Source organism: Bradyrhizobium agreste (assembly GCF_016031625.1).
Taxonomy (GTDB): Bacteria; Pseudomonadota; Alphaproteobacteria; order Rhizobiales; family Xanthobacteraceae; genus Bradyrhizobium; species Bradyrhizobium agreste.
Genome location: NZ_JACCHP010000015.1, coordinates 241,365 through 261,775 on the forward strand (window position 1 = coordinate 241,365; position 20,411 = coordinate 261,775).

General features: G+C 64.8%; 23 protein-coding genes. 16 read left to right on the plus strand and 7 right to left on the minus strand.

Annotated elements, in window-relative coordinates; all coding sequences use genetic code 11:
* Positions 1-76: 76 nt before the first annotated feature.
* Positions 77-2,308: a CHASE2 domain-containing protein gene (locus tag HZZ13_RS22760; protein WP_197961761.1), complete on the plus strand. Its 2,232-nt coding sequence runs from the start codon at positions 77-79 to the stop codon at positions 2,306-2,308.
* Between the two features lie 134 nt (positions 2,309-2,442).
* Positions 2,443-3,138, plus strand: coding sequence for a nitroreductase (locus tag HZZ13_RS22765; RefSeq protein ID WP_197961762.1), 696 nt, complete (start codon positions 2,443-2,445; stop codon positions 3,136-3,138).
* A 90-nt stretch (positions 3,139-3,228) separates the two neighbouring features.
* On the opposite strand, the gene HZZ13_RS22770 is transcribed toward HZZ13_RS22765, so the two are convergent.
* Positions 3,229-3,777, minus strand: a complete 549-nt coding sequence (locus HZZ13_RS22770) for a sigma-70 family RNA polymerase sigma factor (protein WP_018316216.1) — start codon at positions 3,775-3,777, stop codon at positions 3,229-3,231.
* Positions 3,777-4,010: a NepR family anti-sigma factor gene (locus HZZ13_RS22775; RefSeq protein ID WP_025032292.1), complete on the minus strand. Its 234-nt coding sequence runs from the start codon at positions 4,008-4,010 to the stop codon at positions 3,777-3,779. Before HZZ13_RS22775 ends, HZZ13_RS22770 begins: the two co-directional genes overlap by 1 nt.
* Positions 4,011-4,241: 231 nt before the next feature.
* Between HZZ13_RS22775 and HZZ13_RS22780 the strand changes: the two genes are divergently transcribed.
* The gene (locus tag HZZ13_RS22780; RefSeq protein WP_197961763.1) at positions 4,242-5,048 is read left to right on the plus strand and encodes a response regulator; all 807 of its coding nucleotides are present in this window, start codon (positions 4,242-4,244) and stop codon (positions 5,046-5,048) included.
* Between the two features lie 15 nt (positions 5,049-5,063).
* Here HZZ13_RS22780 and HZZ13_RS22785 read toward each other — a convergent pair whose 3' ends face one another.
* Positions 5,064-5,204 carry a hypothetical protein gene (locus HZZ13_RS22785; RefSeq protein ID WP_197961764.1) on the minus strand — a complete coding sequence of 47 codons (141 nt, stop codon included), beginning with the start codon at positions 5,202-5,204 and terminating at the stop codon, positions 5,064-5,066.
* On the opposite strand from HZZ13_RS22785, the gene HZZ13_RS22790 reads away from it, so the two are divergent.
* The 9 genes from HZZ13_RS22790 (at position 5,203) to HZZ13_RS22830 (ending at position 13,768) form a co-directional block, all read left to right on the plus strand.
* The gene (locus HZZ13_RS22790; RefSeq protein WP_197961765.1) at positions 5,203-5,817 is read left to right on the plus strand and encodes a nuclear transport factor 2 family protein; all 615 of its coding nucleotides are present in this window, start codon (positions 5,203-5,205) and stop codon (positions 5,815-5,817) included. The genes HZZ13_RS22785 and HZZ13_RS22790 overlap by 2 nt on opposite strands.
* Before the next feature lie 249 nt (positions 5,818-6,066).
* Positions 6,067-6,489: a hypothetical protein gene (locus tag HZZ13_RS22795; RefSeq protein WP_197961766.1), complete on the plus strand. Its 423-nt coding sequence runs from the start codon at positions 6,067-6,069 to the stop codon at positions 6,487-6,489.
* Positions 6,490-6,595: 106 nt separating this feature from the next.
* Positions 6,596-8,473, plus strand: a complete 1,878-nt coding sequence (htpG, locus tag HZZ13_RS22800; protein WP_197961767.1) for a molecular chaperone HtpG — start codon at positions 6,596-6,598, stop codon at positions 8,471-8,473.
* A 177-nt stretch (positions 8,474-8,650) separates the two neighbouring features.
* Positions 8,651-8,926, plus strand: coding sequence for a DUF3551 domain-containing protein (locus HZZ13_RS22805; RefSeq protein WP_197961768.1), 276 nt, complete (start codon positions 8,651-8,653; stop codon positions 8,924-8,926).
* 213 nt (positions 8,927-9,139) lie between these two features.
* The gene (locus HZZ13_RS22810; protein ID WP_197961769.1) at positions 9,140-10,954 is read left to right on the plus strand and encodes a long-chain-acyl-CoA synthetase; all 1,815 of its coding nucleotides are present in this window, start codon (positions 9,140-9,142) and stop codon (positions 10,952-10,954) included.
* 145 nt (positions 10,955-11,099) lie between these two features.
* Positions 11,100-11,345 (plus strand): acyl carrier protein, encoded by a 246-nt coding sequence (locus tag HZZ13_RS22815; RefSeq protein ID WP_129275800.1) that lies wholly within the window; start codon positions 11,100-11,102, stop codon positions 11,343-11,345.
* Positions 11,332-12,714, plus strand: coding sequence for a class I adenylate-forming enzyme family protein (locus tag HZZ13_RS22820; RefSeq protein ID WP_197961770.1), 1,383 nt, complete (start codon positions 11,332-11,334; stop codon positions 12,712-12,714). Before HZZ13_RS22815 ends, HZZ13_RS22820 begins: the two co-directional genes overlap by 14 nt.
* The gene (locus HZZ13_RS22825) at positions 12,707-13,432 is read left to right on the plus strand and encodes an SDR family NAD(P)-dependent oxidoreductase (RefSeq protein WP_197961771.1); all 726 of its coding nucleotides are present in this window, start codon (positions 12,707-12,709) and stop codon (positions 13,430-13,432) included. The genes HZZ13_RS22820 and HZZ13_RS22825 overlap by 8 nt, the downstream gene beginning before the upstream one ends.
* A gap of 126 nt (positions 13,433-13,558) precedes the next feature.
* Positions 13,559-13,768 carry a hypothetical protein gene (locus HZZ13_RS22830; protein ID WP_197961772.1) on the plus strand — a complete coding sequence of 70 codons (210 nt, stop codon included), beginning with the start codon at positions 13,559-13,561 and terminating at the stop codon, positions 13,766-13,768.
* A gap of 4 nt (positions 13,769-13,772) precedes the next feature.
* Here the strand turns inward: HZZ13_RS22830 and HZZ13_RS22835 are convergent, their stop codons facing one another.
* Positions 13,773-14,150 (minus strand): hypothetical protein, encoded by a 378-nt coding sequence (locus tag HZZ13_RS22835; RefSeq protein WP_197961773.1) that lies wholly within the window; start codon positions 14,148-14,150, stop codon positions 13,773-13,775.
* Positions 14,151-14,369: 219 nt separating this feature from the next.
* Between HZZ13_RS22835 and HZZ13_RS22840 the strand changes: the two genes are divergently transcribed.
* The gene (locus HZZ13_RS22840) at positions 14,370-15,512 is read left to right on the plus strand and encodes a DUF3095 domain-containing protein (RefSeq protein ID WP_197961774.1); all 1,143 of its coding nucleotides are present in this window, start codon (positions 14,370-14,372) and stop codon (positions 15,510-15,512) included.
* A gap of 152 nt (positions 15,513-15,664) precedes the next feature.
* On the opposite strand, the gene HZZ13_RS22845 is transcribed toward HZZ13_RS22840, so the two are convergent.
* The 3 genes from HZZ13_RS22845 to HZZ13_RS22855 all read right to left on the minus strand — a co-directional run bounded on the left by HZZ13_RS22845 (position 15,665) and on the right by HZZ13_RS22855 (position 18,204).
* Complete coding sequence (locus HZZ13_RS22845; protein ID WP_197961775.1) at positions 15,665-16,099, minus strand: DUF2147 domain-containing protein; 435 nt, start codon at positions 16,097-16,099, stop codon at positions 15,665-15,667.
* Positions 16,100-16,207: 108 nt separating this feature from the next.
* A complete protein-coding gene (locus HZZ13_RS22850) occupies positions 16,208-17,593 on the minus strand; it encodes an MATE family efflux transporter (protein ID WP_197961844.1) in 1,386 nt (461 codons plus the stop codon).
* Between the two features lie 83 nt (positions 17,594-17,676).
* Positions 17,677-18,204 (minus strand): GNAT family N-acetyltransferase, encoded by a 528-nt coding sequence (locus tag HZZ13_RS22855; RefSeq protein WP_197961776.1) that lies wholly within the window; start codon positions 18,202-18,204, stop codon positions 17,677-17,679.
* 247 nt (positions 18,205-18,451) lie between these two features.
* Here HZZ13_RS22855 and HZZ13_RS22860 point away from each other — a divergent pair, with 247 nt between their 5' ends.
* The 3 genes from HZZ13_RS22860 (at position 18,452) to HZZ13_RS22870 (ending at position 20,398) form a co-directional block, all read left to right on the plus strand.
* Positions 18,452-19,048 (plus strand): superoxide dismutase, encoded by a 597-nt coding sequence (locus tag HZZ13_RS22860; protein ID WP_061024641.1) that lies wholly within the window; start codon positions 18,452-18,454, stop codon positions 19,046-19,048.
* A gap of 241 nt (positions 19,049-19,289) precedes the next feature.
* Positions 19,290-19,901, plus strand: coding sequence for a permease (locus HZZ13_RS22865; protein ID WP_197961777.1), 612 nt, complete (start codon positions 19,290-19,292; stop codon positions 19,899-19,901).
* Positions 19,898-20,398 (plus strand): hypothetical protein, encoded by a 501-nt coding sequence (locus HZZ13_RS22870; RefSeq protein WP_197961778.1) that lies wholly within the window; start codon positions 19,898-19,900, stop codon positions 20,396-20,398. The genes HZZ13_RS22865 and HZZ13_RS22870 overlap by 4 nt, the downstream gene beginning before the upstream one ends.
* The last annotated feature ends 13 nt before the right edge of the window (positions 20,399-20,411 follow it).

Here is a 20,411-nt window from a genome sequence, read left to right on the forward strand (position 1 = left end):
AGGGAATAGCCAATCGCGGGCCGAGGCTCCATGATCGGTGCGCCCGGCGTGGTGCTGGGCGGGAAGTTCGGCTCGCATGAAACGTCTGAAGATCCTGCAGCGGTGGTTTGCGCGGAAGCTCGGCTTTGCGCGGCTGATGTGCCTTGCTCTGCTGGTTCTGTTCGCCGTCGCGCGCCTCTGGGATCCGCCGCCGATCCAGGAATTGCGGCTGCGTACCTTCGACATGTTCCAGCTGATCGATCCCAGGCACAAGACGGCGCGGCCGGTCACCATCGTCGACATCGACGACAAGAGTCTCGCCAAGCTCGGGCAATGGCCGTGGCCGCGGACGCGGATTGCCGATCTGATCCAAAACCTCAGCAACAACGGCGCGGTGGCGATCGGCTTCGACGTGGTGTTTTCGGAGCCCGACCGGCTCAATCCGGATCTGGTGGCGGGCCAGATGCGTTATCTCGACGATGCCACGCGCGCCAAGCTGCGCGAGCTGCCGACCAACGACCAGATCCTCGCCGAGGCGATCAAGCGCTCGCGCGTGGTGCTGGGCGAGACGGGTCTGCCCGACGTCCTGGCCGAACCCGACAAGTCACTTCCGCTGACGGGCGTGGCGACGGTCGGGGAGGAGGGCGCCGAACGCTTCCTGTTCGAATTTCCAGGCCTGCTGCGCAACGTGCCCGTGATCGAATTGGCGGCGGCCGGCCGCGGCCTGTTCTCAATCAGGAAAGAGCGCGATGGGTTCATCCGCCGCGTGCCGATGGTCATGCGTGCCCAAGGCAACATCATGCCATCGCTCAGCCTCGAGATCCTGCGCGTCGTCACGGGCACGCCGACGCTGCTGATCAGGACCGACAAGACTGGCGTGCGGGCCGTGCGCCTCAAGGGCGTCGAGATCCCCACTGACAAGAACGGCCAGTTCTGGGTGCACTACGCCCGCCGGGATCCCTCGATCTACGTCTCCGCGGCCGACGTGCTCGACAACAGCGTGTCGCCGAGCAAGTTCGCAGGCAAGCTGGTGCTGGTCGGGACCTCCGCGGCCGGGCTCAACGACATCAAGACGACGCCGGTGTCCGCGACCATGCCGGGTGTCGAGATCCATGCCCAGGTGCTGGAGAGCGTGCTCAGCGGCGCGGCGATCTCGCAGCCGAACTACGCACTCGGCATCGAGCTGATCGCGGCGCTGGTGATCGGTCTGCTCGTCATCATCTTCACGCCGAATCTCGGCCCCGTCCGCCTGGTGCTCGCGGGTGGGGCTTTCGCCGCCATCCTGGTCGGCGTCTCCTGGTTCTTCTACGCGCAGCACCGCCAACTCATCGACTTCACCTATCCGCTGTTGTCGACCACCGCGGTCTATCTGACGCTGATCTTCGCCAGCTTCGTGCGCGAGCAGCGCCAGCGCGTGCAGATCCGCGGGCAATTCGCGCAATACATATCGCCGGTGCTGGTCGAGCAGCTGGCGCAGTCGCCGGAAAAGCTCGTGCTCGGCGGCGAGGAGCGCGAGATGACGATCATGTTCTCCGACGTGCGCGGCTTCACCACGATCTCGGAGAGCTACAAGCACGATCCGCAAGGGCTGATTGCGCTGATGAACCGCTTCCTGACGCCGCTGACCGACGTCATCATCGAGCGCAAGGGTTATATCGACAAGTACATGGGCGACGCCATCATGGCGTTCTGGAACGCGCCGCTCGACGATGCCGAGCACGAGATCAACGCCTGCGAAGCCGCGATCCAGATGCTCGAGCAGATCGACGAGGTCAACAAGGAGCGCGAGCAGGAGGCCGCCGACGGCGGCCACGTCTACATCCCGCTGAACGTGGGCATCGGTCTCAACACCGGCATCGGCGTGGTCGGCAACATGGGGTCCGACCTGAAGAAGAACTATTCGGTGCTCGGCGACAGCGTGAACCTGGCCTCCCGCCTGGAGGGCCAGTCGAAGGCATACGGCTTTCCGATCATCGTGGGCTCGCGCACCGCGCTCGCCGTCAAGGAGAGGTTCGCGATCCTCGAGCTCGACTTCATCATGGTCAAGGGCAAAACCGAGCCGGAAGTGATCTACGCCATCGCCGGCCGCGAGGACGTGATGCATTCGGCCGCGTTCCAGCGCCTGCGCAACATCACCATCGAGATGCTCGGCTGCTACCGCAGCCGCGACTGGCAGGGCGCGCTGGACGCGATCGAGCGCGGCCGTCGAAGCGAGGACGCCGACACGCTGGAGAAGCTGTTCAGGCTTTACGAGGCGCGGATCAAGGATTTCCAGATCAATCCGCCGCCGGAGGGCTGGACCGGCGCCTATGCCCTGCTGACCAAGTAGTCGGCACGGTCCCCGCTCGCGTTGGGTGGGCAAAACACAGCATGCCTACCATATGCAGGTGCATCGAGGTAAGTATGGCGGTGGGACGGCGCTTGGCGCCTCTGCCCAACCAAAGAAAAAAGGCGAGCTGAGTGATGGACGCACAAGTGGAACAAAACGACCGCATCGGCGTGCTCGAAGAGCTCCTCAACGAGCGCTACTCCGTTCGCGCATTTCTCCCCCAGCAGGTCGATCGCGCCACCATCGAGCACGTGCTGGCAACTGCGCAGCGCACGGCGTCCTGGTGCAACAGCCAGCCCTGGCAGGTCATCATCGCCAGCGGCGAGGCCAAGGAGCGCTTTCGCAAGGCGATCTACGCCGAGGCCTCGAAGGGCCTCGGCGATGACTTCGATTTCACGCCGCCGCGCGAATATGTCGGCGTCTATCTCGATCGCCGCCGCGAGAGCGGCTTTCAGCTCTACAACACGCTCGGCATCGCCCGCGGCGACAAGGCGGCCTACGCCAAGCAGGCGCTGGAGAACTACAATTTCTTCGGCGCGCCGCACGTCGCCATCATCCACACCAACGAGCCGCTCGGCATCTACGGTGCGATCGATTGCGGCGCCTATGTCTCCAATTTCATGCTGGCGGCGCAGGCGCTCGGGCTCGGCACCATTCCGCAGGCCGCGCTGGCGCGACATTCCGGCCTGATCCGCCGCCACTTCGATCTGCCCGACGACCGCCGCGTCGTCTGCGGCATCTCGTTCGGCTATGCGGACCACGCGCACAAGGTCAACAGCTACCGCACCTCGCGGGCGAGCGTGGCTGAGACCGTGACCTTCGTGGAGTGAGCCCGACGCCATGGCCGTCAGACGCGCACGCGAAGACGACCGTGGAAACGGCCGTCTTCCTCTCGTCCAGGTCCGATTGACTGCCGGCGGTCAGCCGCCGCTGCCGCCGATCACGGCGCGCACGGTCTCGTCGGGTCCGAAATCCTCGGCGCCGTCGACATACAGCAGTGCGGCGAGCTTCGAGCGGGCGCGGTTCACGCGGCTCTTGATGGTGCCGACCGCGCAGCCGCAGATCGAGGCCGCGTCCTCATAGGAGAAGCCGGATGCGCCGACCAGGATCAAGGCTTCGCGCTGGTCCTGCGGAAGCTTGTCGAGCGCGGTGCGAAACTCCTCGAATTCGAGATGCGCGTTCTGCGAGGGCTGGGTCTTCAGCGTCTTGGCGTAGTTGCCCTCGGCATCCTCGACCTCGCGCCGCCGCTTGCGATAGTCGGACCGGAACAGGTTGCGCAGGATCGTGAACAGCCAAGCCGGCAGGTTGGAGCCGGGCTGGAACGAGTCGATGTTGGCGAGCGCGCGCAGCAGCGTCTCCTGGACCAAATCGTCGGCGCGGTCTGCATTGCCGCTGAGCGAGATGGCGAAGGCGCGCAGACTGGGCACGGCCGCCAAGATGTCGTTACGCAGGGAGTCCGTGAGAGGCATTAATCCCTCCCATTGTTGTTGTCGTTGGATCCGCCCTCATTTTCCACGTGGGGTGACGCTCCCGGCGCATCAAGCTTCTTGATCAGTTCTGCGAACCGATCCGGAACCCCTTGTCGTACGACATCGTCGTACATGGCGCGCAACTGGTGCCCGATCCGGGATTGAATCTCCGGAGTCAGGCCTCCCTTGCCGGGGGTCGTGCTTCTGCTGGCTTGAGACTTGAGATCTTTCATGACCTGTTCCACGTTTCCCCGAGTTAAGTGACTGTAAAATAGAGAAGTTTTCTCAACCGGGCGCCGTTCCCTGGATAGGCACAATTCCAGCTGCGCCAAAAAGTTCCCAGCTCGGCGGAACTTTTGTTGGGGTGAGGCGTAGACACCCCAGCAGGGGAACCTGGGCCCCCCGCGTGATGCCTGACCTCAGGATTCGACCTCAAGGTTGGCCCGAAGACGAATGGAGTGGGGATGTCCCGTTCACAGGTAGTTGCTGAACACTTGCCGCTATTGCGCCGGTACGCGCGGGCTCTGACAGGCAGCCAGGCCTCCGGTGACGCCTATGTCGCCGCCATGCTGGAAGCCATGCTGGGCGATCCGTCGGTGCTCGACGAGAGCCACGGGCCCCGGGCCGGCCTGTTCCGGCTATTCACCCAGATCTGGAATTCGGTTGCCATCAACGACGATGCCGAGGTGACGACGCTGCCGATGCCGCCGGAACGGCGGCTGTCGAACATCACCCCGCTGCCGCGCCAGGCCTTCCTGCTGCTCTCGCTCGAGGGCTTTTCGGAAGAGGAAGTCGCCTTCATTCTCGGCACCGATGTCGCCGAGACGCGCCGTCTTGCGGACGCAGCCGGACGCGAGATGGCCGCCGAGATTGCCACCGACGTGCTGATCATCGAGGACGAGACCTTCATCGCCATGGACCTCGAGAGCCTCGTGAAGAATCTCGGCCACAACGTCGTCGGCGTCGCGCGCACCCATGCCGATGCTGTGGCGCTGGCCAAGAACAGGCGGCCCGGCCTGATCCTTGCCGATATCCAGCTTGCCGACGGCTCGTCGGGCCTGGACGCCGTCAACGAGCTGCTGCGCACCTTCGAGGTGCCGGTGGTGTTCATCACCGCCTATCCGGAGCGCTTCCTCACCGGCGAACGCCCCGAGCCGGCGTTCCTGATCTCGAAGCCGTTCCAGCCCGCGATGGTATCGGCGGTGGCGAGCCAGGCCCTGTTCTTCCAGCGCAATTCGCGCAATCGCACGCCGAAGGCGCCGGCGGCGTAATAAGGCGTCTGCTGCCTACCCAATAGCGAAGTCCGGCGTGCCGCAAGGCACGCCGGATTTTTTCATGCCACAGGCCCGCTTGACGGGTGAGGAATTGGACGACCATACCTCGTGCAGCAGCTGCTCGTGCGGCAGCGCCAATCGGAGATCTGCCATGGACCAGCAACTCCTCGACCGCCTCGCCATCCGCGACCTCGTCGAGAACTGGGCGGTGTGGCGCGACGCCGGCGACTGGGAGCGCTTTGCCACGGTCTGGCACGAAGAGGGCTGGATGTCCGCGACCTGGTTTCAGGGGCCGGCGCGGGATTTCATGCGCGTCAGCCAGGAGGGTTTTGCCAAGGGCGTGCGCATCCTGCATTTCCTCGGCGGCACCAGCATCGATCTCGCGGGTGCGCGGGCCATCGCGCAGACCAAGATGACGATTTCCCAGCGCGGCCTCGTGCACGACGTGCTCTGCGACGTCGTTTGCACCGGACGCTTCTGCGATTTCCTGGAGAAGCGGCACGACCGATCAGGTCTCGGCAAATGGGGCATCGTCCGCCGCCAGCCGATCTATGAGAAGGATCGGATCGATCCGGTCGATCCCGCCGCGACACTCCGCCTCGACCAGACAGCGCTCGATGCGCTCCCCGAAGGCTACCGCCACCTCGCCTACATGCAGGAGCTGATCGGCTACAAGGTCAAGCGCGACATGCCGGGGCTCACCGGCGCTGAGGTCGAGAAGCTCTATGGCGAGGGCCGGGAGTGGCTGGCAGGAACGGCGAAGTAGACAGCAAACAAAAGTAAGGCGCGACTGGCATCACCACAGTCGCGCCCTACGTCGCCGGCTTATGGGGCAGGGGGGAATAGCCGGCTGCTGAGACGACTCCTGTGCGCGAAAGTCGTTCCACGCGTTGCGAAATATTTTGCCGGTCTGCAGCCTTTTTCGCACACGGTTAAGTGATCGTAGCGGCCAAGAACCCCCGATCCTGCGGCGGCGTTGTTCCCGTGACCGCCATGGGGCGAGGGATCGACGGCCATGTCACAGATTCAAAAGGTTTTTTTGAGCGCGATCGCGGTCGTTGCAACGCTCGGCGCCGTGCAATTGGCCTCCGGCCACGACCTCGCGGACCGCTGGCAGGCGGTCGCCGACATTCCCAGCCACAGCTCCAACGCCGTCCCGGTCCACAACGTCAACCGAACTGCCAAGGCAGACCGCCTCGCCGAGATCAAGCCGGCAGCCGTTCCCACCCGCACGGTGTCGATGCGGCTGAACGACCTTGCCGATACCTCGGTTCTGCTGCGGGTTCCGGCGGTCATCGAGGCCGGCAATGCCAAGACCCCGGTCTTGCTCCAGAACCAGAAGAAGCCTCGCAACAAGCCGACGATCGCCTGTGAGCCCATGGTCAGCTCGCTCACCGAGGTCGCAAGGCTGCTCCAGCCCGGCCGCTGCGTGACCTGACCCGCGCCAGGGTGGCTTGGCGGACCCAGACTTCACATCCTCTTGATCCGCCGTTGCCTCGCGCTATATCCGGGTTCCCTCACTTTTTGTTTGACCGGGTAAGCGCATGACGACGTCAGATACGGCTGTGCATACGCAGCCTTTCCAGGCCGAAGTTTCCGAACTGCTGCACCTGATGGTGCACTCCGTTTATTCGGAAACCGACATCTTCCTCCGCGAGCTCATCTCCAACGCCTCCGATGCCTGCGACAAGCTGCGCTACGAGGCCATCGCCAGTCCCGCCCTGCTGGCCGAGGGCGACGCACTCAAGATCCGCATCATCCCGAACAAGACGGCCAAGACGCTCACGATCGTCGACAACGGCATCGGCATGGAGCGGCAGGAGCTGATCGACCATCTCGGCACCATCGCCCGCTCCGGCACCAAGGCGTTCGTGTCCAAGCTGAAAGAGGCCAAGGACGGGCTCGGCCTGATCGGCCAGTTCGGCGTCGGTTTCTATTCCGCCTTCATGGTCGCCGAAAAAATCGTCGTGATCAGCCGCCGCGCCGGCGAGAGCGATGTCTGGACCTGGACGTCCTCCGGCGGCTCCGGCTTCGAGATCGCCCGTGCCAGCGACGAGGAGGCGGCGCGTGTGACGCGCGGCACCGAGATCATCCTGCACCTGAAGGACGACGCCAAGAAATATCTCGAAACCTACGAGATCGAGCGCATCGTCACCGCCTATTCCGACAACATCCTGTTCCCGATCGAGCTCGTGCCCGAACAAGGCGAGCCGCGCCAGATCAATTCGGCGAGCGCGTTGTGGCAGCGCTCCAAGTCGGAGCTGACGGCTGACGATTACAAGAAGGCGTATCAGCAGATCGCCTCCGCCTTCGACGATCCCGCGATGACGCTGCACTACCGCGCGGAAGGACGCTACTCCTACGCCGTGCTGCTGTTTTCGCCCTCGACCAAGCCGTTCGACTTGTTCGAGCCGAACCGCAAGGGCCGCGTGAAGCTCTACGTGCGGCGCGTCTTCATCACCGACGATGCCGACCTCTTGCCGGGGTACCTGCGCTTCATCCGCGGCGTGGTCGACAGCGAGGACCTTCCGCTCAACATTTCGCGCGAGATGCTCCAGAACAATCCGCAGCTGGCGCAGATCCGCAAAGCCGTGGCGACCCGGGTCGTGTCCGAGCTCGAAAGCCTCGCCGAGAAGGATCCGGAGAACTTTGCCAAGATCTGGGACGCCTTCGGCGCGGTGCTGAAGGAAGGCATCTACGAGGATTTCGAACGGCGCGAAAAGCTGCTGGCGCTGTCGCGCTTCACCACCACGTCGGGCGAGAAGCGGTCGCTGAAGCAGGTCGTCGCCGATTTCAAGCCGAACCAGACCGAGATCTATTATCTCGTCGGCGACAGCATCGAGCGGCTGAAGTCCAATCCGCGGCTGGAAGCTGCGACCGCGCGCGGCATCGAGGTGCTGCTGCTGTCGGATCCCGTCGACGCGTTCTGGACCTCGATGCCCTCGGAGTTCGAGGGCAAGCCGCTGAAGTCGCTGAGCCAGGGCGATCTCAATCTCGATTTGATCCCGCGTATCGATGACAAGGACGAGCCGAAGAAGGACGAGCCGGCTGCGGACGAGGCAGCCACCATCGCCGTGATCAAGGCCGCGCTCGGCGAACGCGTCAGCGACGTCAAGGCTTCGACCCGCCTCACCAGCTCGGCCTCCTGCCTCGTCGCCGACAGCCATGGCCCGAGCCGTGAGCTCGAGCGCATCTTGTCGCAGCAGAACCGCGGCATGAAGACCAAGCCGATCCTCGAGATCAATTTGCGTCATCCGTTGGTCACCGCGGTCTCCAAGGCACAGGCTGGCTCGATGGTCGTCGACGATCTCAGCCTGCTCCTGCTCGAACAGGCGCAGATCCTGGACGGCGAATTGCCGGAAGACCCGGCAGCGTTCGCGGCACGGCTGAACCGGCTCGTGTTGCAGGGGCTCGGCGGCTAGCGCTGCCTCGCAGCATCATTCCGACCGCGCTTCACCCGCGTTGTCAGATCGCTCGGCGCGCATCGCTTCTGGCGCTGCGCGTCCCGCTCACCTTGACGTCATCAGATCTCAGGAACAGTCGCGGATGACGAGATGTTGTGTCATATGAAGTGACGTCACCCATTCGAGGATTTCCCCATGCGCTTGTCATTCCTCACGCTTACCGCGATCTTCACGCTGCTGGGCGCAGCGGATGCCAGCGCGCAGCGATATGACCCGGCCTATCCCGTCTGCATGCACCGCTACGTCGGCGGCCCGAGTGGCGGGGGCGGTGACTATTTCGACTGCTCGTTTACCTCGTTGGAGCAGTGCCGCGCCACGGCGTCGGGCCTTGCCGCGACCTGCGACCTCAATCCGTATTACGCCTTCAACGAATCGCCGCCGCCGCGCCGGCGTTACAAGAAGGTGCACTAGGTAACCGAGCCAGGGCCAAAACCCAGGGGCATTCTGCATTCTTCGCTGTTTCGGCCTGGTCACACACGTCGGCGGCGCTGCCGGCGGGTGCGATCCTGGCTGCGCGCTGCCGACCGCGGTTAATCGCGTCCTAACCGGGTTTTACCTTGTCTCTTAACGCCTGGGTCAGGGCGCACGGGCTAAACTGCCGGAAACCGCAGACCGCCCGAAAGAGTGAACAATATGACCACCGGCGTCATCGAGCAGCCGAAAGCCGCGCGCGCACCGTCGGCTTCCAAGATCTGGTTGAGGGCGATCGAGCTCACCGCACGGATCGAAACGCTGCCGGGGCGCCTGTTCGCCGACGTCGTCGACGATTGGGCGCAGCGCCAGCCGAACCGCGTCGCTCTTGTGACGGACGAGGCAAGCCTCGATTACGAAAGCCTGTCGAAGAGGATCAACCGCTACGCGCGCTGGGCGAGCTCGGTCGGCCTTGCCAAGGGTGACACCGTCGCGCTGATCATGCCGAACGGCATCGACTATGTCGCGGCCTGGCTCGGCATCAGCCGTGTCGGCGGCGTGGTCGCGCTGATCAACACCAAGCTCGTCGGTCCATCGCTTGCGCACTGCCTCGATGTCGCAATGCCCTCGCAGGTCATCGTTGCGCATGAGCTGACGGGCATGTTGGACAGCGCGGCGCCTTATCTGAAGACGGAGGCAAGAGTCTGGACGCATGGCGATAGCCGCAGCGAACGTGCGATCGACGTCGCGCTTGCCGCTCTCGACGACGGCCCGCTTGCGCCCGACGAGCACAGTGACGTCACGATCGATGATCGTGCGTTGCTGATCTACACCTCCGGCACCACCGGCCTGCCGAAAGCGGCCAGCATCAGCCACCGCCGCATCCTCAATTGGGGCTTCTGGTTCGCCGGCCTCACCGGCGCGACGCCGCAGGATCGGCTCTACGATTGTCTGCCGCTGTTCCATTCGGTCGGCGGCATCGTTGCGCCGTGCAGCATGCTGGCCGCCGGCGGCTCGGTGGTGATCGCGGAAAAATTCTCGGCTTCGCATTTCTGGTCCGACATCGTCCGGCACGACTGCACGTTGTTTCAATATATCGGCGAGCTCTGTCGCTATCTGCTGAAGGCCGCGCCCTCCGAATACGAGAATCGGCACCGCCTGCGGCTGGCCTGTGGCAACGGCCTGCGCGGCGACATCTGGGAGGATTTCCAGGCGCGTTTCGCCATTCCGCGCATCCTTGAATTCTACGCCGCGACCGAAGGCAATTTCTCGCTGTTCAACGTCGAGGGCCAGCCGGGCGCGATCGGCCGCATCCCGCCGCTGCTCGCGCACCGCTTTCCTGCCAGTCTCGTCAAGCTCGACCCCGATAGCGGCGCGCCGCTGCGTAATGACGAGGGCTTCTGCATCGCCTGCAGCCGCGGCGAGGCCGGCGAAGCCATCGGCCGCATCGGCACCGCGGACGAGGGCGGTGGGCGCTTCGAGGGCTACACCGATGCCGGCGAGACCGAGAAGAAGATCCTGCGCGACGTCTTCGCCAAAGGCGATGCGTGGTTCCGCACCGGCGATCTGATGCGGATGGACGACAAGGGATTCTTCCATTTCGTCGATCGTATCGGCGACACGTTCCGCTGGAAGGGCGAGAATGTCGCGACCTCGGAGGTGAACGACGCCGTGCGCGATTTCACCGGCGTCGTCGATGCCACCACCTATGGCGTCAGCATTCCCGGCGCCGACGGCCGGGCCGGCATGAGCGCGATCGTCGCGAACGAGGGGTTTGACATCAGAGCGCTGCCCGCCCATCTCGCGCAGCGCCTGCCGACTTACGCCCGCCCGCTCTTCATCCGCATCTCGCGCGAGCTCGATGCCACCGAGACCTTCAAGCAAAAGAAGGGCGAGCTCGCCCGCGAGGGATTTGACCCGGCCGCGATCTCCGATCCGCTGTTCATGCTGGACCCGATATCCGGCGCCTATGTCGCGCTGGACGAGATGGCGTATGCGGCCATCTCGGACGGTACGATCAGGCTGTAGAGCCACCAAAATCGAGAGACAGGTCCAATTTTATCTGAATTGTCCAAGAAGCCATTTACTTCTGTCGGGTAAACAGACCGCCATGGGGAGGCGGGTCATCAAGAGCCGCCGCAACAACGAGATCGATAACAAAAGCGAGCCAGCCATGTCGGTAAGGTCAAAGGTCATTGAAGCGATCCAGCAGATCGCCAAGGAGCAGCACGTCACGCTTCCCGCCCTCTCGGACGATCTGTCCCTGCACGAGACGGGTTTTGACTCGCTCGCCTTCGCGATTCTGGTCGCGCGCCTCGAGGACGAAACCGGCATCGATCCCTTCACCATTTCCGAGGACGCCGCGTTCCCCGCCACGGTGGGCGATTTCGTGCGGGCCTACGAAAATGTCCCCGCGTGAGATCTTTGCGCTTCGCGACCATCTCGGCGCCGAGCTGAAAGGCCGCACCATCTCCGATGCGCACGATGTCGTGTCGCTGACCGACATCCTGTCGCATACGGTTCTGGGCGGCCGGCTGCACGAGCTGTCCGGCCGCGCCGTGCTGCTCAAGCTGTCGGACCAGCTCCGGTCCGGCCTTGCCATGATCGAGCTCGACGGCATCGCCCGCCGCATGCTGCTGTGTCCGCCGGACCTCAATCCGGCGCATCTCGATGCCTTGATCGCGGATGCCGGCATCGATGCCGTCGTCACCGACGAGCCCGATCGCTGGGCGGCGTCCGGCGTGCCGTTGGTCGTCACCGCGCAATTGCCGCTTCAGGCCGCCGCGTCGGCCAAGACCGAGCGCGCCACCGAATGGCTGATGCTCACCTCGGGCACCTCGGGCGTGCCAAAGATCGCCGGCCATACGCTGGAAGCGCTGACCGGGGCCATCGTCGCCGAAGGCCCCGCACGCGGACCTGCGCCGGTCTGGGCAACGTTCTACGACATCCGCCGCTATGGCGGACTGCAAATCTTTCTCCGCGCCATCCTCTCCGGCGGCTCGTTGGTGCTGTCCGATCCCCATGAGGCGCTCGCCGATCATGTCGTGCGGCTGAAGGCGCGCGGTGTCTCGCATATCTCCGGCACGCCCTCGCACTGGCGCAAGCTCCTGATGAGCGGCTCGGCCGCGCAATTCGCCCCGGCTTACGTCCGCCTCTCCGGCGAGATCGCCGACCAAGCCGTGCTCGACGGCCTGAAAGCGGCATTCCCCAATGCCTCCGTCGGCCATGCCTATGCCTCGACCGAGGCCGGCGTCGGCTTCGCCGTCAATGACGGGCTGGAAGGCTTTCCGGCCGACTATCTCGGCAACCGCAACGGCGTCGAGATGAAGGTCGTCGACGGCTCGCTGCGCATCCGCTCGGCGCGTACGGCCCATGCCTATATCGGCCGCAATGCGGCGTCGCTCACCGACGACGACGGGTTTGTCGACAGCGGCGACATCGTCGAGCTGCGCGGCGACCGCTATTATTTCGTCGGCCGCCGCGGCGGCATCATCAATATCGGCGGGCTGAAGGTCCACCCCGAGGAGATCGAGGCGGTGATCAACCGCCATCCGGATGTGCGGATGTCGCGCGCGAAGTCGCGCAAGAGCCCGATCACCGGCGGCATCGTCGTTGCGGACGTGATCCTCGCTGACGGCACTGATCCGGCTCGCGCGAAAGAGATCCGCGACCAGATCCTGGAGCTGTGCCGCACCCAGCTCGCATCTCACAAGGTGCCGGCGGTGCTCCGCTTCGTCGAGGTGCTCGACGTCACCCCGGCTGGAAAACTGGCGCGCACCGATGCATAAGAACGTTCTCGTCACCGGCGGTAGCCGTGGCATCGGTCTTGCGATCGGCAGACGCCTGGTCGGTGCCGGCTATAACGTGATCGCGGCGGCGCGGCGCGAGAGCGATGAGCTCAAGGCGGCGATTACCGAAGCGGACGGGCGCCTGCATTTCCGCGCCTGCGATCTTGCCGTGATCGATGCAATCCCGGCCTTCGCAAAGCTCGTGCGCGACGAGTTCGGTCCGATCTACGGCCTCGTCAACAATGCCGGTCTCGGCACCGAGGGCCTGCTCGCCACCATGCACAATTCAGAGATCGAGGCGCTGGTGCAGCTCAACGTGCTGTCGCCGATCATCCTCACCAAATTTGTGGCCCGGCAGATGATGGCCGACGGCACTGGGCGCATCATCAACATCTCCTCGATCATCGCGACGACAGGCTATAACGGTCTGTCCGTGTACGGCGCGACCAAGGCCGCCGCGACCGGCTTCACCCGCTCGCTCGCGCGCGAGGTCGGCAAGCTCGGCATCACCGTGAACGCGATCGCGCCGGGCTTCATCGACACCGAGCTCACCCACAATCTCTCCGAGGAAGGCCGGAAGCGCATTGCCGGCCGCAGCGCGCTGCGCCGTCTGCCGGAGACGGACGACGTCGCGCGCATGGTGGAATACCTTCTGGGCGAAGGCGGTCGCAACGTCACGGGCACCGTGTTCACGATCGACGCCGGGAATACGGCGTAAGCGGAACCCGGCTGCCACAATTGCGTTGATCGGGGGCAATGACAGCCAGCCGGAATTGGTCGTAGGATGCCTCGCAATCGATTGGGTTACGTCAATCGATCTGCCCTAATCGAAAGGGAGCAGTCGATGGCCACTTCAAACATGACCGCTTCGCGTGCGCCGCTGACGGAGCCAGTGCGCGTGAAGTCGGATGAGGTTCGCTGTCCGCCGATGTCGCATCAGAATTCCGGCGATCACGGCCACGAGATGTATCCGCAGCAATTCGTGCGTCTCATCGGCTGCCACGACGTCCCTGCATCCCAGCTGCGGAATCGCCAGGACGGAAAACTGCACTAGTCGCTCACGGCCGCTGCTTCGGCAGGTCGATTCGTTCGTGCGAAAATTCCGGCGGCCCTTCTGTGAGGCGGCGGATGCGGCGCTCGCGCTCGTCGGCCGGCAACGCAGGATCGAGCAGCGACTCGATCTCGTGCACTGCGATCTCTTCGATCCCGATGGCGTCCGATGCGATCGGGTGCGCCGGCGCAGAGTCCGGGAGCACCATTTTCAGGCCCAGCTCGATCAGCTTGCAGATCGCATCCGAGCGGGTCAGGCGGTGAGCTTCAGCCCAGGCATCGACGGCCTCGGTCAACCGTTCCGGCACCTTCACCGCGCTGATCGGGTCGACACCTGTGCGCCGGCGGACCGGAGAGGTGGAGTCCTTGCTGCTGAAGTCGGACACCTCGATTTTCCCATGCAACCCCTGGAGCCGACCGACGATAGCCGCTCTTCCCGGGTGGTCGTTTGATGCCGATCAATGATCCGGTCGCAACATTGCAACGCGGTCGCATCTTGTTGTCCGGGCCGGTTTCGGCCAAAGATCAAGAGGGAGCGCCGGCCAGCGAACCCGGATCGATCCTGCCACGTATCTTGTTTCGCAATCCAACCATCCGGCATCCCGATGAGCTCAGGCGAGTCCTTCTATGGCGGCATTCCCGTCTTCCGAGGCTTCACCAGCCTGATGGACCCTGCGCTCTATGCGCCGCTGCCGGACGACTGGAGCATCGGAGTTGCCGATATCGTCGATTCGACCAAGGCGATCGCCGCGCAGCGCTACAAGGCCGTGAACATGGCGGGCGCCGCCGTGATCGCGGCGGTGACCAATGCGCTGAAGGGACGGGAATTCCCCTTCGTGTTCGGCGGCGACGGCGCCAGCTTCGCGGTGGCGCCTGACGATGTCGAGCTTGCCCGCAAGGCGCTGGCTGCGACCGCGACCTGGGTGCGGGAAGACCTCGATCTGACCATGCGCGTCGCGTTGGTGCCGGTCCGCGTCATTCGCGCACAGGGCCTCGACGTGCGCGTCGCCCGGTTCGGACCGTCGGCCAACCTGTCCTATGCGATGTTTTCGGGCGGCGGGCTCGCCTGGGCCGACGCCGCGATGAAGCGCGGTGAGTTCGCTGTCGAGGAGGCGCCTGCCGGCACGCAGCCGGACCTCTCGGGCCTGTCGTGTCGTTTCGAGGTGATGCCGGCGGCGCGCGGCCTGATCCTGTCGGTGCTGGTGATGCCGGCGCGCGGCGTCGATCCGCAGGCCTTCCGCAAGGTGATCGAGGACATTATCCATCTCGTCGAGCGCAGCCCGGACGCCGGCCGCCCGGTGCCGCCGCAGGGGCCGCCGCTGAAATGGCCGCCGCAGGGCGTGGAATTCGAGGCCCGCACCAGGCGCGGGGGTCCGCTGCTCGCGCGCAGAGCCAGCGTGCTGGCCTATACGCTGTTCGTCTATCTCATCATGCGCTTCGACATCAAGATCGGTGGCTTCGTCCCCAGCCTCTACAAGCGCCAGGTCGTCGAGAACTCGGACTTCCGCAAATACGACGACGGCCTGCGTATGATTCTGGACTGCACGCCGCAGCTCGAACGCGCGTTGAATGATCGTCTCGCGGTCGCCGCGCGCGAGGGCGTCGTGCGCTACGGCCTCTACCAGCAGGACGCTGCGATGATGACCTGCTTTGCGCCGTCGGCGCTGCGCAGCGATCACGTCCATTTCATCGACGGCGCGCGCGGCGGCTATGCCTCGGCCGCGACGGCGTTGAAGGCGATGACGTGAAAGACTCTCGTGCCCCGGACGCAGCGCAGCACGTAGTGATGCGCTGCTGAGCCGGGGCCCATATCTCGGTGTCGTACCGTGTTGCTGTCTGGGTCCCGGCTCTGCGAAGCAGCGCTTTCGGCGCTGCATCGCGTCCGGGACACGAGAGAAGCTCACCGTCCCGCGCGCGTCCAGGTCTCACCGCCGCAGAGCGCGCCGACGCAGCCTTCGACTCGCAGCGCGTCCGCACCAGTCAGGTTGATGTTGCTCGCATAGGTGCTGCCGTCGTCGGCGTTGTAGATCTGGCCCGACCATTTGTTCGGTCCCGCCGGCTCCATGCCGCTGAACAACGGCAGGCCGATCATCGGACGCCTGGCGAGGGCGGGATTGGGATTCTTGCTGTCGGTGGCGGGCTGGCCGGTCGCGGTGTCCATGGGCTCGCGCAGCCAGACGATGTGGCCGCAGATGCCGCCGCCGCATTTGCTGATCTTGACGCGCGCATCGCCCGCCTGGGTGAGCCAGGTCCCTTCGGCGCTTTGCGCGTAGGCGGAAGGCGCGCCGATCAGCGCAGCCAGAATGACGGTGAGAGCGACGAATCTGAATATCATGGAGAGGAGCCCAGGATGGAGGCGCCTCCATAGCAGCAAATCGAGCGCGTGCAACGCCCGATGGAATCACATTTCTGAGCTTAGCTGCCTGCGCTTACTTGCCTGCGATCATTTGCCCCAGCGCGCAAAAGCGACCGAGGCCGCGGTCGACAGCCCAAACACGACCATGGCGCCGCCGACCAGCGCGAACAGGGTCCAGGCCGGAGCCTGCGCCGTCATCAGTCCGATGCCGCCGATCGCGACGATCAGAAGCCGTGCCGTGGAAGCGAGCACGGGGCCGCCGACGCGTGCGGCGCCTTGCGAAGAGAAGTAAAGCGACACGCCCATGCCGAAGAACACGAAGGCGGGACCGGCCCAGTGGAAATAGCTGTGCGCGGCGGCGGTGACGCCGGAATCCCGCGTGAACAGCCCGACCCACAGGGACGGCGCGAGCGCAACAATGAGGCCGATCAGGCCGACCGTCAGTCCAGAGGCCGCAGCCGCGGTCCAGGCCACACGCCGCGCGCGCTTCACATGTTCGGCGCCGATCGCCATGCCGACCATCGGCACCGAGGCGATGCCGAATGCGAAGGTGATCGGGATCAGCAGAAATTCCAGCCGCGAGCCGATGCCGTAGCCGGCCAGCATCTCGGTGCCGAAGGTCGCGAGGATCTTCGTGAAGATCAGGATGGTGAGGACGGTCTGGAGCGGCGACAGGCAGGCCACCGCGCCCACTTTGAGAATGTCCAGGAACATCGCGCGCTCGAAATGGAAGGCGCGGAGATTGAGCGGCAGCCGGCTGCGGCCGGACATGAGATACCAGAGCAAGAACAGCGCGGCGCAGCTGAACGCGATCAGCTGACCGCTTGCCACGCCCGGCATGCCGAATTGCGGCACGCCGAGCAGGCCGAGCCCCAGCGTGCCCCCGAGCACGATCTGGAGCACGCTCGCTCCGATCAGAATCATCGAAGGCAGGCGCATGTCGCCGGTGCCGCGGATCACCGAGGCCAGCGTGTTGACGAGCCAGATCGCGACCGCGCCGGAGAACAGCACCTGCGAATAGCCGCTGGCCTCCTCGAGCACGCGCTCCCGTCCGCCGAGCAGCGCGAAGAAGGAGCGGCCGAAGGCGAGCATCATCACCGTGAAGAACAGCCCGCCGCAAAGGCCGATGATGGCGGCATGCAGCGCCAGCGTCGCAGCGCGGTCGCGATCCCCTGCGCCGAGCGCGCGGCTGATCGCGGAGGAGACGCCGCCGCCCATCGCGCCGGCGCTCATCATCTGCGTCAGCATCGCGAACGGAAACACCAGCGCGATCGCGGCGAGCGGGATGGTGCCGAGCCGGCCGATATAGGAGGTCTCGGCCACCGCAACCAGCGTGCTGCCGACCATCGCGATCATGTTGGGGATCGCGAGCCGCAGCAGTGTCGGCAGGATCGGTGCGGTCAGCAGGCTGGCGATGGGGGAGGCGACCGGCGCAACCGGCGGGACGGCATCTAAAGGGGCGTCGATCGTCATGTGCCACGGTGCGGAATATTGAATGATGATCGACATATTATAGGGGCATGGGGCGGCCGGCGCAGCCCTGGCTCACGCAGGGCTCACCATGGCAGGCCGCATAGGTCGATGGTGCCCAGCGTCGGCGCGCGGACGATGTGGAAGACGTAAGGTTCCATGTAGGTGAACCGGATCCGCCCTTCCGGCTGCTCGCAATAGACCTCGCCGTTGAAGGGCAGCCAGCTCCGGGCCGCGTAGAAGGCGGCGTTGTGCGGCTCACAGAACAGCAGGGCGAAACGGACCGCCTCGTTGGCGCGGATCGTATGCACCGCCGCCTCGATTGCCATGGTTGCATAGCCGCGGCCGCGCCGGTCCTCGCGCGTGCAGACGCCGCCGATGCCGCCGACGTGAACCTTCTGTCCGTTCCAGGTGATGGTGCGGAAGTAGATGCCGACATGGCAGACGAGACCGTCCTCGGGCGTCTCGATCAGCACGCGGAGATCGGCATTGGCCCATTTGACGTGAGCCCAGGGCTTGCCCGCGATCATTTGCGGGCCCCAGACCGCCTGATGCAGCGGCTCGGCGATCGGCCACGAGGCGTCGCCGTTCAATATGTCGATCTCGATGCTCATGGCGTGGTCCTTCACAACTCCGCTTCGCGGCGCGTTTGTTCTATCTTAAGCGCCTCAAAGGCAATGATATTTTACGGCGAGCCGCAGCTCTGATCGACGGCGGCCGGTTGCGCTCAATTTGTGCATTCAGGCAAGGCGCGCGCCCGGTCACGCCTTTTCGCAAATTCTGAGGTATTTAATGGCGGCGGAACCTTCTATAAGGGGTGACCGTTAGAACTCGTTCCCCACCAGTTGCGGACAAGAAGCCATGACCTTTACGCTGCCCCCACTTCCTTACGCCTATGACGCCCTCGGCCAGTACATGTCGAAGGAGACGCTGGAATATCACCACGACAAGCATCATCAGGCCTACGTCACCAACGGCAACAACGCGCTCAAGGGGACCGAATGGGAAGGCAAGTCCCTTGAAGAGATCGTCAAGGGCTCATTCGGCAAGAACCCCGCGGTGTTCAACAATGCCGGCCAGCACTACAACCACATCCATTTCTGGAGCTGGATGAAACCCAATGGCGGCGGCACCAAGCTGCCGGGCAAGCTCGAGAAGAAGATCAACGAGGACCTTGGCGGCTTCGAGAAGTTCAAGGCGGACTTCCAGGCGGCCGGCGTCGGCCAGTTCGGATCCGGCTGGTGCTGGCTCCAGGTCAAGAACGGCAAGCTCGAGATCTCCAAGACCCCGAACGGCGAGAATCCGCTGGTGCACGGCGCCACCCCGATTCTCGGCTGCGACGTCTGGGAGCACTCCTACTACATCGACTATCGCAACCGCCGTCCCGATTATCTCAAGGCGTTCGTCGAGAACCTCGTGAACTGGGAATACGTGGAGTCCCTGTTCGAGAAGGCGTGAGGCTTCGGCCCGTCATCCCGGGGCGATGCGCAGCATCGAACCCGGGATCTCGAGATTCCGGGTTCGGCTCTTCGAGCCGCCCCGGAATGACGGAAGCAAAAGGCGGTCGCAGGCGCGGCCGCCTTTTTGCTGTGCGGAATTGCCCTGCGCGGCGCGCGCATGGGTCTGTCATCACACCGTTTGCATCGGGGGAACACCGCCCTTAATCAGGACGGGCATCACCCGCGAGCGACCCAGCCCGTTGTCAGAACCTTCCCTGAACCATCCGGCGCCTTCCGGCGACGCGGAATCCGAGCCGCGGCCGGGCCGGGTCCGCAAGCCGATCGGCTGGTCGACCATCATCATCGCAGCTCTGGTGGCGGTGAGCGCGGCACTGGTCTGGCGGCGGGACGGCACCGACGGCGTTCTGGACATTCTCACCCACGATCTCTCGCTGTTCTCGGGCATCCTGCCGCGCGTGCTCGCCGGCTGCCTGTTAGGGGCCTTCATCTCGGAAATCCTGCCGCACGAGAAAGTCTCGCGTTCGCTCGGGCCGAAATCCGGCCTGATGGGCCTGCTGATCGGCACGGCGTTCGGCGCAATTCTGCCCGGCGGGCCCTTCACCGCCTATCCGGTGGCGAGCGCATTGCTCGCGGTCGGCGCCGATTTCGGCGCAACCATTGCCATGGTCGTGAGCTGGACGCTGATCGGCTATGGCCGGGCGGTCGCCTGGGAAATCCCGATCATGGGCACCGATTTCACGCTGTGGCGAATCGTGATCTCGCTGCCGCTGCCGGTGCTCGCCGGCGCCCTCGGCCGCTTCGTCTACATCAGGCTCTATCCGAAGCCGCTCGCGAAGGATGACGAGAGTTGAGCGCAGCACTCCTGATCGACATCCTGCTGTGGGGCTCGGTGCTCGGCGTCGGGCTGATCGCCTATCGTCGTGGGCGCCCCGTGTTCGTGGCATCCTTGCGCGAAGGCACGATGGACTTCGTCAACATTGTGCCGCGGATTGCGCTTGGCGTGATCGGCTCCGGCTATATCGCTGCCATCATCCCGCAGGAGGTGATCACCGGCTGGCTCGGTCCGGATAGCGGCTGGCTGGGGGTCGCCACTGCCGTCGTCGCTGGCGCGGCCACGCCCGGAGGGCCCGTGATCGGCTTCTCCATCGGCACCGTGGCGCTGAAGTCGGGCGGCGGGGTGCCGCAGGTGGTGGCCTATGTCGTCGCCTGGGCGCTGTTCGCCTTCCAGCGGGTGATCTTGTGGGAAATCCCGTTCATGCCCGCCCGTTTCGTCTGGTTCCGCTGCGCCGTCTCGGTGCCGTTCCCATTCGTGGCAGCCGCCATCGCCATGGTGATTGGCAAGCCGTGAACCGCCGTGGACA

What these genes read in the sequence shown, in the direction of transcription:
- HZZ13_RS22760 (WP_197961761.1), top strand. Translation starts at nt 77, where the DNA reads ATGAAACGTCTGAAGATCCTGCAGCGGTGGTTTGCGCGGAAGCTCGGC.
- HZZ13_RS22765 (WP_197961762.1), top strand. Translation starts at nt 2,443, where the DNA reads ATGGACGCACAAGTGGAACAAAACGACCGCATCGGCGTGCTCGAAGAG.
- HZZ13_RS22770 (WP_018316216.1), bottom strand. Translation starts at nt 3,777, where the DNA reads ATGCCTCTCACGGACTCCCTGCGTAACGACATCTTGGCGGCCGTGCCC.
- HZZ13_RS22775 (WP_025032292.1), bottom strand. Translation starts at nt 4,010, where the DNA reads ATGAAAGATCTCAAGTCTCAAGCCAGCAGAAGCACGACCCCCGGCAAG.
- HZZ13_RS22780 (WP_197961763.1), top strand. Translation starts at nt 4,242, where the DNA reads ATGTCCCGTTCACAGGTAGTTGCTGAACACTTGCCGCTATTGCGCCGG.
- HZZ13_RS22790 (WP_197961765.1), top strand. Translation starts at nt 5,203, where the DNA reads ATGGACCAGCAACTCCTCGACCGCCTCGCCATCCGCGACCTCGTCGAG.
- HZZ13_RS22785 (WP_197961764.1), bottom strand. Translation starts at nt 5,204, where the DNA reads ATGGCAGATCTCCGATTGGCGCTGCCGCACGAGCAGCTGCTGCACGAG.
- HZZ13_RS22795 (WP_197961766.1), top strand. Translation starts at nt 6,067, where the DNA reads ATGTCACAGATTCAAAAGGTTTTTTTGAGCGCGATCGCGGTCGTTGCA.
- htpG (WP_197961767.1), top strand. Translation starts at nt 6,596, where the DNA reads ATGACGACGTCAGATACGGCTGTGCATACGCAGCCTTTCCAGGCCGAA.
- HZZ13_RS22805 (WP_197961768.1), top strand. Translation starts at nt 8,651, where the DNA reads ATGCGCTTGTCATTCCTCACGCTTACCGCGATCTTCACGCTGCTGGGC.
- HZZ13_RS22815 (WP_129275800.1), top strand. Translation starts at nt 11,100, where the DNA reads ATGTCGGTAAGGTCAAAGGTCATTGAAGCGATCCAGCAGATCGCCAAG.
- HZZ13_RS22820 (WP_197961770.1), top strand. Translation starts at nt 11,332, where the DNA reads ATGTCCCCGCGTGAGATCTTTGCGCTTCGCGACCATCTCGGCGCCGAG.
- HZZ13_RS22825 (WP_197961771.1), top strand. Translation starts at nt 12,707, where the DNA reads ATGCATAAGAACGTTCTCGTCACCGGCGGTAGCCGTGGCATCGGTCTT.
- HZZ13_RS22830 (WP_197961772.1), top strand. Translation starts at nt 13,559, where the DNA reads ATGGCCACTTCAAACATGACCGCTTCGCGTGCGCCGCTGACGGAGCCA.
- HZZ13_RS22840 (WP_197961774.1), top strand. Translation starts at nt 14,370, where the DNA reads ATGAGCTCAGGCGAGTCCTTCTATGGCGGCATTCCCGTCTTCCGAGGC.
- HZZ13_RS22845 (WP_197961775.1), bottom strand. Translation starts at nt 16,099, where the DNA reads ATGATATTCAGATTCGTCGCTCTCACCGTCATTCTGGCTGCGCTGATC.
- HZZ13_RS22850 (WP_197961844.1), bottom strand. Translation starts at nt 17,593, where the DNA reads ATGACGATCGACGCCCCTTTAGATGCCGTCCCGCCGGTTGCGCCGGTC.
- HZZ13_RS22855 (WP_197961776.1), bottom strand. Translation starts at nt 18,204, where the DNA reads ATGAGCATCGAGATCGACATATTGAACGGCGACGCCTCGTGGCCGATC.
- HZZ13_RS22860 (WP_061024641.1), top strand. Translation starts at nt 18,452, where the DNA reads ATGACCTTTACGCTGCCCCCACTTCCTTACGCCTATGACGCCCTCGGC.